The sequence below is a fragment of the Geodermatophilus sp. SYSU D00965 genome (assembly GCF_054050075.1).
The window spans coordinates 139223-151051 of the sequence record NZ_JBJGYQ010000005.1; the positions used below are offsets into that span (position 1 = coordinate 139223).

Below are 11829 nucleotides of genomic sequence, written 5' to 3' on the forward strand. Positions count from 1 at the left end.
GGGTCGCTGGCGTGCCCGCTCCCGAGCCGTTCCCGCGGGCGCGGGTGGTCGTCCTGCTGTCCGGGACCGGCTCGCTGTGCGCGGCCCTGCTGGACGCCGCCGACGACCCCGGGTACCCCGCGACCGTCGTCGCCGTCGGCGGGGACCGCGACGCGGCCGGGCTCGAGCACGCCCGCCGCCGCGGGATCCCGACTTTCGTCTGCGCCCTGCGCGACCACCCCGACCGCGCCGCGTGGGACCGCGCCCTGGCCGGCGCCATCGCCGAGCACCGGCCGGACCTGGTGGTCTCCGCCGGGTTCATGAAGATCGTCGGCCCGGCGGTGCTGGACGCCTTCGGTGGCCGGCTCGTCAACACCCACCCCGCGCTGCTCCCTGCCTTCCCCGGGGCGCACGCCGTACGGGACGCGCTGGCCGCAGGGGTGGAGGTCACCGGCAGCACCGTGCACCTGGTCGACGCCGGCGTCGACACCGGCCCTGTGCTCGCCCAGCGCGAGGTGCCCGTCCTCGACGGGGACGACGAGGCCCGGCTGCACGAACGGATCAAGGCCGTGGAGCGCGAGCTCCTGGTGGACACGGTGGCGCGACTCGTCACCCAGCACACGGAGGACCCCCGATGAGCGACCGCACCCCGATCCGCCGCGCGCTGCTCGGCGTCTACGACAAGACCGGGATCGAGGAGCTGGCCCGCGGACTGGCCGACGCAGGCGTGGAGCTGGTGAGCACCGGCGCCACCGCCCGGCGGATCGCCGACGCCGGCGTGCCGGTCACCCCCGTCGAGCAGGTCACCGGCTTCCCCGAGTGCCTCGACGGGCGGGTGAAGACCCTGCACCCCGCCGTCCACGCCGGCATCCTGGCCGACCGCCGCAAGCCCGAGCACGTGCAGCAGCTCGACGACCTCGACGTGGCGCCGTTCGACCTCGTCGTGGTCAACCTCTACCCGTTCACCGAGACGGTGCTCTCCGGCGCCACCCCCGACGAGTGCGTCGAGCAGATCGACATCGGCGGCCCGGCGATGGTGCGCGCGGCGGCCAAGAACCACCCGTCGGTCGCCGTCGTCGTCGACCCGGCCCGCTACGGCGACGTCCTGGCCGCCGTCGCCGCCGGGGGCTTCACCCTGCCCGAGCGACAGCGGCTCGCCGTGGCCGCGTTCCGGCACACCGCCACCTACGACATCGCCGTCGCGTCCTGGCTCGGCAACGTGGTGGCGCCCGACGACGAGTCCGGCTTCCCGGCGTGGGTCGGCGCGAGCTGGCAGCGCGCCGACGTGCTGCGCTACGGCGAGAACCCGCACCAGCGGGCCGCGCTCTACCGCGGGGGGCAGCCGGGGCTGGCGCACGCCGAGCAGCTGCACGGCAAGGAGATGTCCTACAACAACTACGTCGACACCGACGCCGCGGTGCGGGCCGCCGCCGACCACGCCGACCCCTGCGTGGCGATCATCAAGCACGCCAACCCCTGCGGCATCGCCGTCGGCACCGACATCGCCTCGGCCCACCGCAAGGCGCACGCCTGCGACCCGGTGTCCGCCTTCGGCGGCGTCATCGCGGCCAACCGCGAGGTCGACCTGGCGATGGCCGAGCAGGTCGCCGGCGTCTTCACCGAGGTGGTGGCCGCGCCGTCGTTCACCGACGACGCCCTGCAGGTGCTCACCACCAAGAAGAACATCCGGCTGCTGCGGCTGCCCGAGGCCAGCGTCTCCGCGACCGAGCTGCGGCCGATCAGCGGCGGGCTGCTGCTGCAGACCGTCGACCGCATCGACGCCCCCGGCGACGACCCCACGACCTGGACGCTGGCGACCGGGGAGCCGCTGGACGCCGCCGGCCTCGACGACCTGGTGTTCGCCTGGCGCAGCGTGCGTGCGGTGCGCAGCAACGCGATCCTCCTGGCCCACGACAAGGCGACCGTCGGCGTGGGGATGGGTCAGGTGAACCGGGTGGACGCCGCCCGGCTGGCCGTCGCACGGGCGGGGGAGCGGGCCGCGGGCTCGGTCGCCGCCTCCGACGCGTTCTTCCCGTTCGCCGACGGGCTGCAGGTGCTGCTCGACGCCGGGGTGCGCGCGGTCGTCCAGCCGGGCGGGTCGGTGCGCGACGAGGAGGTCATCGCCGCCGCGGCAGCCGCGGGCGTGCCGCTGTACCTGACGGGCACCCGCCACTTCGCCCACTGAGAAAGGACCCCGTGCCCCCCACACCTCGCAACGGCGCGGGTCCCCACACGGGGCCGAAGCCGCACGTCCGTCCACCGGAGCCGGGCGCGGAGGTCGAGGGCGCCGACCTCGCCCGGGTCGACTGGTGGGGGGCGCAGCTCGACAACGTGACCTTCACCCGCTGCCGGTTCGACGACGCCGGGCTGGAGGAGCTGGTCACCCGCCGCTGCGTGTTCGACTCCTGCGTGCTGACCGGCGTCCGGATGGGCGGCTCCCGGCACCAGGGGACGGCGTTCCTGTCCTGCCGGTTCGACCGCGCGCGGCTGTTCGACGTCGTCTGGGAGGGCTGCAAGCTCACCGGCTCCCAGTTCCCGGGTGCGCAGCTGCGGCCGATGACCTCGACCGACTGCGACTGGTCGTGGACGTCGCTGCGCGGGGTCGACCTCTCCGGCCTGGACCTGTCCGGTCAGCGGTTCCGGGAGGCCGACCTGACCGACGCCGACCTGCGGGAGAGCGACCTCACCGACGCCGACCTCGACCGCGCCCGGCTGCAGGGCGCCAAGCTGCGCGGTGCCGACCTGCGCGGCGCGTCGACCGACGCGGTCCACTGGCGGGCGCTCGACCTCACCGGCGTGCGGGTGGACCTGGTCCAGGCGGTGCAGTTCGCCCGCGCCCACGGCGCCCTCGTCGCGGACTGACGGGGGAGCAGCACCGGGTGTGCACGCACCGTGGTGTCGCGAGCCGGGACGCCACGGTGCGTGCACGGACAGTGCTGTGGCCAGGCCTCAGTCGCGGGGGCCGTGGGTCCCGTACTTCGGGCCGGTGAACATCGCCTTGAGGGCGCCGAGCAGGCCCAGCACCGGGACGGCGACGGCGAACCAGAACCCCGTGTCGATCTCGGCGACGTCCCAGCCGATGCCTGCCAGGGGCACCACCACGCCCGCCGCGGCCACCAGGCTGACCAGCAGCGCGAGGACCCCGAGGAACCGGTGCGTGCGCGCCGGCACCACCATGAGCAGGCCCAGGACGAACAGCACCCCGCCGCCGAGGATCACGGCCATGGGCTGCCAGAACCCGGTCTCGAACAGCCGCCCGAAGCCCTGCCCCACGTCGTCGAAGCCGCGGCGGACCAGGTCGAGCCCGGTCAGGTCGCTGCCGGGCAGCCAGCGCAGGAGCAGGCTCACCGCGGCGGCGATGCCCGCCAGGATGAGCAGCAGGCTGGCGAAGGTGTCGGGACGCCGGACGGTCACCGGCCTGGTCGAGTACTCCGGCGCGGTGTAGGACGTCGCCCCGGCGGTCCCGGCCGGCCCGGCGTCGGTCTGCGGGCCGCCCATCGGCACGAGCCCCGGACTGGTCTGCTCCCGCCAGTCACCGCTGCCGCGCTGCGTGCCGGCCGGGGACTGGTCGCGCTCGGTCATCTGCTCTCCTCGCGGATCGGCAGGCGGGGAAGGCGCCCGCTGTCCTGCGAGGGTAGGGCCGCGGTCGGTCGCGTGGAGGGCTCTCGGGCAGACTGTCGGCCGTGCCCGCGACGATCCTCGACGGCAAGGCCACCGCAGCAGCCATCCGGGCGGAGCTGACCGGACGCGTCGCCGCCCTCACCGCCGCCGGCCACCGGCCCGGCCTCGGCACGCTGCTCGTCGGTGACGACCCCGGCAGCCGCTGGTACGTCGACGCCAAGCACTCCGACTGCGCCCAGGTCGGCATCGCCAGCATCCAGCGCGAGCTGCCCGCCACGGCCACGCTCGAGGATGTCCTCGCCGTCGTCGAGGAGCTCAACGCCGACCCCGCGTGCACCGGCTACATCGTCCAGCTGCCGCTGCCGAAGGGGATCGAGGAGAGCGTCGTCCTCGAGCGCATGGACCCGGCCAAGGACGCCGACGGCCTGCACCCGGTCAACCTCGGCCGGCTGGTCCTCAACGTGCCCGGCCCGCTGCCGTGCACCCCGGTGGGCATCGTCGAGCTGCTGCGCCGGTACGGCGTCCCGATCGCCGGCGCCGAGGTCGTGGTCGTCGGCCGGGGGATCACCGTCGGCCGGCCGCTGGGGCTGCTGCTGACCCGGCGCACGGAGAACGCGACGGTCACCCTCTGCCACACCGGCACCCGGGACCTGGCCGCCCACCTGCGGCGGGCCGACATCGTCGTCGCCGCCGCGGGCGTCCCCGGGCTGGTCACCGCGGACGTCGTCAAGCCCGGGGCCGCGGTCCTCGACGTGGGCGTCAGCCGGGTGGACGGCAAGATCGCCGGGGACGTCGCCAAGGACGTCGTCGACGTCGCCGGGTTCGTCGCCCCCAACCCCGGCGGGGTCGGCCCGATGACCCGCGCGATGCTGCTGCAGAACGTCGTCCTCGCCGCCGAGCAGGCCGCGGCCGAGGAGATGCTGACCTCCTGATGACCCGCCCGCCGCTGTACACCCGCCGGCCGTTCCTGGCCGGTCTGCTCCGGCAGCTGCCGTTGCTCGCGGTGCTGGTCGGGGTGGCGGTGGGCCTGCTCATGGTGACCTTCGAGCACTGGCGGCGCGGCCTGGTCGTCGTCGGCCTGGTCCTCGTCGGCGGCGGGGTGCTCCGGTTGCTGCTGCCGCTGCGGCGGGTGGGCTTCCTCGCCGTCCGCAGCCGGCCGGTGGACGTCGTCCTGCTCGTGGGGGTCGGGGTCACGCTGACCGCCTTCGCCCTCGCCATCCCCGGCAGTTGAGAGAGGGCCCTGTCGGGGTCGCGCGACCCGCTCAGGCGGTGGTGCGCGCTCAGCGATAGGTTGGCCGCCATGGCAGAGCAGCCCAGGAACGGCAAGGTGACCGTCGTCGGTGCCGGGTTCTACGGCTCGACCACCGCCCTCCGCCTCGCGGAGTACGACCTGTTCGAGACGGTCGTGCTCACCGACATCGTGGAGGGCAAGCCCGAGGGCATCGCCCTCGACATGAACCAGTCCCGGCCGATCGAGGGCTTCGAGACGAAGGTCGTCGGTGTCGGCGGCGGTTCGTACGAGGGCACCGAGGGCTCGGACGTCGTCGTCATCACCGCGGGGCTGCCCCGCAAGCCCGGCATGAGCCGGATGGACCTGATCGAGACCAACGCCAAGATCGTGCGGCAGGTCGCCGAGAACATCGCGCAGACCTCGCCGGACGCCGTGGTCATCGTCGTCTCCAACCCGCTGGACGAGATGACCGCACTGGCGCAGCTGGCCACCGGCTTCCCGAAGAACCGGGTGATGGGCCAGGCCGGCATGCTCGACACCGCCCGGTTCACCAACAACGTCGCGGAGGAGCTCGGCGTCCCGGTGGCCTCGGTGCGCACCCTGACCCTCGGCTCGCACGGCGACACGATGGTGCCGGTGCCCTCGCGCTGCACCGTCGACGGCAAGCCGCTGGCCGACGTCCTGCCGGCCGATCGCATCGAGCACCTCGTCGACCGCACCCGCAACGGCGGCGCGGAGGTCGTGGCCCTGCTCAAGACGGGGTCGGCGTACTACGCGCCGTCGGCCGCGGCGGCACGCATGGCCCGCGCGGTCATGGAGGACTCCGGCGCGGTCATGCCCGTCTGCGCCTGGGTGGAGGGCGAGTACGGCATCTCCGGGGTGTACCTGGGTGTCGAGGCCGAGATCGGGCGCGAGGGCGTCCGGCGCGTGGTCGAGGGTGACCTGACCGAGAGCGAACTGGCCGGGCTGCGCGAGGCGGCCGAGGCCGTGCGCGCCAAGCAGGCCGACGTAGCCGACCTCTGAAGAAGGACCCCGCTGCCCCCCGCCGCTCGCACGCGCGCGGCGGGACCCTGCAGCGGGGCCACACGAGCACAAGGAGAACCTGTGGCGAAGATCAAGGTCGAGGGGACGATCGTCGAGCTCGACGGCGACGAGATGACCCGGATCATCTGGCAGTTCATCAAGGACCAGCTGATCCTCCCGTACCTCGACGTGGACCTCGAGTACTACGACCTCGGCATCGAGAAGCGCGACGAGACCGACGACCAGATCACCGTCGACGCGGCCAACGCGATCAAGAAGCACGGTGTCGGCGTCAAGTGCGCGACGATCACGCCCGACGAGGCGCGGGTCGAGGAGTTCGGGCTCAAGCGGATGTACCGCTCGCCCAACGGCACCATCCGCAACATCCTCGGCGGCGTCATCTTCCGTGAGCCGATCATCATGCAGAACGTGCCGCGGCTGGTGCCGGGCTGGACCAAGCCGATCGTCGTCGGCCGTCACGCCTTCGGTGACCAGTACCGCGCCACCGACTTCCGCTTCCCCGGCGAGGGCACGCTGACCCTCACCTTCACGCCGAAGGACGGCTCCGCGCCCATCGAGCACGAGGTCTTCCAGTCGCCCGGTGGTGGCGTCGCGATGGCGATGTACAACCTCGACGAGTCGATCCGCGACTTCGCCCGGGCCTCGATGAACTACGGCCTGCAGCGTGGCTACCCGGTCTACCTGTCGACCAAGAACACGATCCTCAAGGCCTACGACGGCCGGTTCAAGGACCTGTTCCAGGAGGTCTTCGAGACCGAGTTCAAGGACCAGTTCGAGCAGGCCGGCATCACCTACGAGCACCGGCTCATCGACGACATGGTCGCCGCCTCCCTGAAGTGGGAGGGCGGCTACGTCTGGGCCTGCAAGAACTACGACGGTGACGTCCAGTCCGACACCGTGGCCCAGGGCTTCGGGTCGCTGGGCCTGATGACCTCGGTGCTGATGAGCCCCGACGGCCGCACCGTCGAGGCCGAGGCCGCCCACGGCACGGTGACCCGGCACTTCCGCCAGCACCAGCAGGGCAAGGAGACCTCGACCAACCCGATCGCGTCGATCTTCGCCTGGACCCGGGGCCTGGCCCACCGCGGCAAGCTCGACGGCACCCCCGAGGTGACCCGCTTCGCCGAGACGCTGGAGAAGGTCTGCATCGACACCGTCGAGGGCGGTCAGATGACCAAGGACCTCGCGCTGCTGATCAGCAAGGACCAGCCGTGGCTGACCACCCAGGACTTCCTGGCGGCCATCGACGGCAACCTGAAGAAGGCCATGGCGTCGTAGGACGGCTCATCCGCGTCGGCCCCCTCACCCACCGGGTGAGGGGGCCGACGTGCGTTCCGGGGAGCGGTCAGGCGCCGAACAGCTGGGTCCACCACGGGCCACCGGGCCCCTCGGCCACGCCGACCCCGAGCTTGGTCAGGTCGCAGTCGAGGATGTTCGCCCGGTGCCCGGCGCTGTCCATCCAGGCCTCCATCACCGCGGCGGCGTCCGGCTGGCCGAAGGCGATGTTCTCCGCCCGCGCGTAGCCGACCCCGGCCTGCTCGGCCCGGTCGAACGGCGAGAGCCCCTCGGGGGTGTCGTGCGCGAAGTAGTCGCGGTCGCGCATGTCGGCGCTGTGCCCCCGCGCGACGGCGGCGAGGGCGGCGTCGGCCACCAGGGGCGCGCAGCCGGCGCCGGCGCGGGCCTCGTTCACCAGCGCCAGCACCTGGCCCTCGGTGCTGGGGTCGGCGGGGGCCGCGGCCGCGGGGGCCGCCGTGCGCTCGGCGGCGGCCGGCTCGTCTGCGGCCTCCTCGGCGGCGGTCGGCTCGTCGGCGGCCTCCTCGGCCGGCTCATCGGGGGACGACGCGGCCGGCTCGTCGGCGGTCGCGTCCGGCGCGTCCGCCTCGGCCGCGGGCTCCTCCGTCGCCGGGGTGGTCGAGGCCGCAGCAGGGGACTCCGCCGGTGTCGACGGTGGGGGCGCGGCGGGGTCGCCGTCGACGCCCATCTGCACCGTGGCGCCGCCGGAGATGGCGTCGTCGGAGGAGGTCGGGTCGTCGGAGGTCGTCGTCCCGTACGACGAGGACGACCCGTCCAGCGCCACCTGGTCCGAGGCGGTGGTCACCACGCGGGAGACCATCGGGACGGCGAGGGCGACACCGGCCACCACGGCGACGACGGCCAGCACCGGGAGGACCCGGCGGAACAGGCGGCCCATCCTCGCGGCGATGCGGGAAGACAGCGGGGGACCCGCTGGTACGTGGTGCACGAGGTAACCCTCACGAGTTGCTAGATCACGAAATGTAACTTCAGTGAGAGTAGCCGGGCGCGGAGCGTGATCGGCAGCGGACTGTGAGCGAGATCACGCCGAGTTCGACTTCACCCCTCCCGAGCGGTGTCCTCCGCGGCCGGGGCGGGCAGCATGGAGACCGTCATGCCCACAGCAGATCGAGGAGCGCGCCGCCGGTGAGCGACGTCTGGCTCAACATCGTCATGGTCGTCGTCTTCGTCCTGATCGGCGGGGCCTTCTCCGGAGCGGAGATCGCGCTGGTGAGCCTGCGCGAGTCCCAGGTGCGGGCGATGGCCGAGAGCGGCGGACGGCGCGGCAAGGCCGTGGCCCGGCTGCTGAGCGACCCCAACCGCTTCCTGGCGGCGGTGCAGGTCGGCGTGACCCTCGCCGGCTTCTTCTCGGCGGCCTTCGGTGCGAGCACGCTCTCCGAGCCGCTCGCCGACTGGCTCGTGAGGCTCGGTATGGGGGAGGGTCTTGCCGGCACCCTGGCCCTCGTCCTGGTCACCATCGCGATCAGCTACCTCTCCCTGGTGGTCGGCGAGCTGACCCCGAAGCGGCTGGCGCTGCAGCGGGCCGAGGGCTTCTCGCTGATCGTCGCCGCGCCGCTGAACGCGATCGCCAAGCTGTTCCGCCCGGTCATCTGGCTGCTGTCGAAGTCGACCAACGTGCTGGTGCGGCTGCTCGGCGGGGACCCCAAGGCCAGCGGTGAGGCGATCAGCCAGGAGGAGCTTCGCGACCTGGTCAGCGCGCACGAGTCGCTGAGCACCGACGAGCGGCGGCTCATCAACGAGGTCTTCCGGGCCGGGGACCGCGAGGTGCGCGAGGTCATGACCCCCCGCACGGAGGTGGACTTCCTCGAGGCGTCGATGACCGCCAGCCGCGCGGCCAAGCAGGTGCACGACTCCAGCCACTCCCGCTACCCCGTCGTCGGCCGGGACGAGGACGACGTCGTCGGGTTCGTGCACGTGCGCGACCTGTTCCTGCCCAACCACCCCGCGGGCCGCGCGGCGACCGTCGGCGACCTGGTCCGCGAGGTCAAGCGCCTGCCGGGCACCGCCGGCGTCCTCACCGCGCTGTCGGAGATGCGGCGGGAGAACCACCACCTGGCCATCGTCGTCGACGAGTACGGCGGCACCGACGGCATCGTCACCCTCGAGGACCTCATCGAGGAGGTCATCGGGGAGATCTACGACGAGTACGACGAGGACGTCACCGACGACGGCGGCGAGGTGCCCGGCGGACCGCACGAGGTCGACGGCCTGCTCAACCTCGACGACTTCCGCGAGGCGACCGGCCTGCAGCTGCCCGAGGGGCCCTACGAGACGGTCGCCGGCTACGTGCTGGCCGTGCTCGGCAAGCTGCCCGAGCCCGGGAACTCCGTGACGGTCGAGGGCCGCACGCTCACCGTGCTCGAGCTCGACGGACGGCGGATCGCCCGCATCTCGGTGAGCCGGGCCCCCGAGCCGGAGATCGACCCGGCGACGGTGCACACCGGCACCATCGGGACCTAGCTCGCGGCCCCGCTGCAGGGGGCCGCGGGGCCCTTCTCTCAGGCGCGGCTGCGGGCGGTGTCCCAGGCGTCGCGGACGATGCCGGCCAGGTCGGTGTGGCGCGGCGTCCAGCCGAGGTCGGCCCGGATCCGGTCGCTGGAGGCCACCAGCTGGGCGGGGTCGCCCGAGCGACGCTCGCCCACGACCACCGGCACCGGGTGCCCGGTGACCTCGCGGACGGCGTCGACGACCTGCTGCACCGAGAAGCCGGTGCCGTTGCCCAGGTTGTAGATGCGGTGCTCGCCCGGCTGCGGGGCGGTCAGCGCGAGCAGGTGCGCGTCGGCCAGGTCGGCGACGTGGATGTAGTCGCGGATGCAGGTGCCGTCCGGCGTCGGGTAGTCCTCGCCGTAGACGGTCATGCTCTCCCGGGTGCCGGCCGCGACCTGCAGCGCGATGGGGATGAGGTGGGTCTCGGTGGTGTGCCGCTCCCCGAGGCCGTAGGCGGCGCCGGCCACGTTGAAGTAGCGCAGGCTCACCGCGGCGAAGTCGTACGCGGTCGCGTACGAGGTGAGCATCGTGTCGACGGCGAGCTTCGAGGCGCCGTAGGTGTTGGTCGGCCGGGTGGGGGCGTCCTCGCGGATGGGCACCTGCTCGGGCTCGCCGTAGGTGGCCGCGGTGGAGGAGAAGACGATCCGCCGGCAGTCCACCGCGCGCATCGCCTCGAGCAGCGCCAGCGTGCCCGCGACGTTGGTGTCCCAGTAGATCTCCGGCCGGACCTGCGACTCACCGACGAGGCTCTTGGCGGCGAAGTGCAGCACCCCCTCGGGGCGGACGTCGGCCAGCACCGGGCCCGACTCGTGCAGCGAGGCCCGCACCAGCCCCGCGCCCTCCGGGACGGCGTCGGCGTGCCCGGTGGACAGGTCGTCGAGCACCGTGACCTCGTGGCCCGCCGCGAGCAGGGCGGCCGTGACTACGCTGCCGATGTAGCCGGCCCCGCCGGCGACGAGTACGCGCATGCGCCCACCCTAGAGATCCGCGCCCCGCGCGGACGGCGCGGTCAGGAGGCAGAGCCAGTGGTCAGCGCACGACCGGCGGTGCAGCAGCTGCCCGCCTACAAGCCGGGGCGCAACCCCGCCGACCTGGCCCGGGAGATCGGGGTCCCGCAGGCGGTCAAGCTGGCCAGCAACGAGGTCGCCTTCCCGCCGCTGCCCGCCGTCGTCGAGGCGCTGGCCGCCACCGCCGCCGAGAGCAACCGCTACCCCGACAACGGCGCCGTCGTCCTCACCGCCGCGCTGGCCGAGCGGTACGACGTCGACCCCGTGCAGGTCGTGACCGGCTGCGGCGCGGTCATGCTCTGCCAGCAGCTGGCGCAGTCGTTCAACGACCCCGGCACGAGCATCGCCTTCGCCTGGCGGTCGTTCGAGATGTACCCGCTCCTGGCCCAGGTGGCCGGGGCCCGGTCCATCCAGGTCCCGCTGGCGCCCGGCCGCCCCGGCGGGCCGGCCGACACCCACGACCTCGAGGCGCTGGCCGCGGCCGTGGACGAGACCACGCGGGTGGTCTTCGTCTGCAACCCGAACAACCCCACCGGGACGGCGGTGCGTCGGCCTGAGCTCGAGCGGTTCCTGGACGCTGTCCCGGCCGACACGCTCGTCGTCCTGGACGAGGCCTACCGCGAGTTCGTCACCGACCCCGACGTCCCCGACGGGCTCGAGCTGATGCGCGGCCGCCCCAACGTCGCGGTGCTGCGGACCTTCTCCAAGGCGTGGGGGCTGGCCGGCCTGCGCGTGGGTTACCTCGTCGCCGAGGACCCGGCGGTGGCCGAGTCGGTGCGCAAGACCCACGTCCCCTTCAGCGTCAACATGCTCGCCCAGGCCGCCGCGGTCGCCGCCCTGGCCAGCGAGGACGAGGTGCGCCGGCGCTGCGCGGCGGTCACCGGGGAGCGGCAACGGCTGACCGAGGCCCTCCGCGAGCGCGGGTTCGACGTCGCCGACAGCCAGGCCAACTTCGTGTGGCTGCCGGTGGGGGAGGACGCCGCGGGGCTGGCCGCCGCCCTCGAGTCGCGGGCGGTCATCACCCGGCCGTTCGCCGGCGAGGGGATCCGGGTCACCGTGGGCACGCCCGAGGAGGACGACGTCTTCCTGGCCGCGCTCGACGAGGTGCGTTCGGCCACACCGGCCGCGTGACCCGCCGACCGTGAC

At 73.5% G+C, this 11829-nt stretch carries 12 protein-coding genes; 9 read left to right on the forward strand and 3 right to left on the reverse strand.

What is annotated here, in order from left to right; all coding sequences use genetic code 11:
* Positions 1–11 precede the first annotated feature (11 nt).
* The 3 genes from purN to ACI789_RS06590 are packed head-to-tail and all read left to right on the forward strand — an operon-like array spanning position 12 to position 2841.
* Positions 12–617, forward strand: a complete 606-nt coding sequence (purN, locus tag ACI789_RS06580; RefSeq protein WP_457007293.1) for a phosphoribosylglycinamide formyltransferase — start codon at positions 12–14, stop codon at positions 615–617.
* Positions 614–2164 carry a bifunctional phosphoribosylaminoimidazolecarboxamide formyltransferase/IMP cyclohydrolase gene (gene purH / locus ACI789_RS06585; protein WP_457007295.1) on the forward strand — a complete coding sequence of 517 codons (1551 nt, stop codon included), beginning with the start codon at positions 614–616 and terminating at the stop codon, positions 2162–2164. The genes purN and purH overlap by 4 nt, the downstream gene beginning before the upstream one ends.
* A gap of 11 nt (positions 2165–2175) precedes the next feature.
* Positions 2176–2841: a pentapeptide repeat-containing protein gene (locus ACI789_RS06590; protein WP_457007297.1), complete on the forward strand. Its 666-nt coding sequence runs from the start codon at positions 2176–2178 to the stop codon at positions 2839–2841.
* An 87-nt stretch (positions 2842–2928) separates the two neighbouring features.
* Here the strand turns inward: ACI789_RS06590 and ACI789_RS06595 are convergent, their stop codons facing one another.
* A complete protein-coding gene (locus ACI789_RS06595) occupies positions 2929–3561 on the reverse strand; it encodes a hypothetical protein (RefSeq protein ID WP_457007299.1) in 633 nt (210 codons plus the stop codon).
* A 101-nt stretch (positions 3562–3662) separates the two neighbouring features.
* Between ACI789_RS06595 and ACI789_RS06600 the strand changes: the two genes are divergently transcribed.
* From ACI789_RS06600 to ACI789_RS06615, 4 genes are all read left to right on the forward strand, one after another.
* Positions 3663–4532 carry a bifunctional methylenetetrahydrofolate dehydrogenase/methenyltetrahydrofolate cyclohydrolase gene (locus tag ACI789_RS06600; protein WP_457007301.1) on the forward strand — a complete coding sequence of 290 codons (870 nt, stop codon included), beginning with the start codon at positions 3663–3665 and terminating at the stop codon, positions 4530–4532.
* Positions 4532–4831 carry a DUF3017 domain-containing protein gene (locus ACI789_RS06605; protein WP_457007303.1) on the forward strand — a complete coding sequence of 100 codons (300 nt, stop codon included), beginning with the start codon at positions 4532–4534 and terminating at the stop codon, positions 4829–4831. The genes ACI789_RS06600 and ACI789_RS06605 overlap by 1 nt, the downstream gene beginning before the upstream one ends.
* Before the next feature lie 69 nt (positions 4832–4900).
* On the forward strand, positions 4901–5854 hold the full coding sequence (gene mdh / locus ACI789_RS06610) for a malate dehydrogenase (RefSeq protein WP_457007305.1): 954 nt from the start codon (positions 4901–4903) through the stop codon (positions 5852–5854).
* A gap of 81 nt (positions 5855–5935) precedes the next feature.
* Entirely contained in the window at positions 5936–7153 is a 1218-nt protein-coding gene (locus ACI789_RS06615; protein ID WP_457007307.1) for an NADP-dependent isocitrate dehydrogenase, read from the forward strand.
* Between the two features lie 67 nt (positions 7154–7220).
* Here the strand turns inward: ACI789_RS06615 and ACI789_RS06620 are convergent, their stop codons facing one another.
* Entirely contained in the window at positions 7221–8066 is an 846-nt protein-coding gene (locus ACI789_RS06620; RefSeq protein ID WP_457007309.1) for a CAP domain-containing protein, read from the reverse strand.
* A gap of 248 nt (positions 8067–8314) precedes the next feature.
* Between ACI789_RS06620 and ACI789_RS06625 the strand changes: the two genes are divergently transcribed.
* Positions 8315–9649 (forward strand): hemolysin family protein, encoded by a 1335-nt coding sequence (locus tag ACI789_RS06625; RefSeq protein ID WP_457007311.1) that lies wholly within the window; start codon positions 8315–8317, stop codon positions 9647–9649.
* Between the two features lie 38 nt (positions 9650–9687).
* Here ACI789_RS06625 and galE read toward each other — a convergent pair whose 3' ends face one another.
* Positions 9688–10644, reverse strand: coding sequence for a UDP-glucose 4-epimerase GalE (gene galE, locus ACI789_RS06630; RefSeq protein WP_457007313.1), 957 nt, complete (start codon positions 10642–10644; stop codon positions 9688–9690).
* A gap of 57 nt (positions 10645–10701) precedes the next feature.
* Between galE and hisC the strand changes: the two genes are divergently transcribed.
* Positions 10702–11814, forward strand: coding sequence for a histidinol-phosphate transaminase (gene hisC / locus ACI789_RS06635; RefSeq protein ID WP_457007315.1), 1113 nt, complete (start codon positions 10702–10704; stop codon positions 11812–11814).
* Positions 11815–11829: the final 15 nt, after the last annotated feature.

Bases quoted from the DNA above. Each gene is read 5' to 3' on its own strand.
- purH (WP_457007295.1), top strand. From the start codon at position 614: ATGAGCGACCGCACCCCGATCCGCCGCGCGCTGCTCGGCGTCTACGAC.
- galE (WP_457007313.1), bottom strand. From the start codon at position 10,644: ATGCGCGTACTCGTCGCCGGCGGGGCCGGCTACATCGGCAGCGTAGTC.
- ACI789_RS06605 (WP_457007303.1), top strand. From the start codon at position 4,532: ATGACCCGCCCGCCGCTGTACACCCGCCGGCCGTTCCTGGCCGGTCTG.
- mdh (WP_457007305.1), top strand. From the start codon at position 4,901: ATGGCAGAGCAGCCCAGGAACGGCAAGGTGACCGTCGTCGGTGCCGGG.
- ACI789_RS06620 (WP_457007309.1), bottom strand. From the start codon at position 8,066: ATGGGCCGCCTGTTCCGCCGGGTCCTCCCGGTGCTGGCCGTCGTCGCC.
- ACI789_RS06595 (WP_457007299.1), bottom strand. From the start codon at position 3,561: ATGACCGAGCGCGACCAGTCCCCGGCCGGCACGCAGCGCGGCAGCGGT.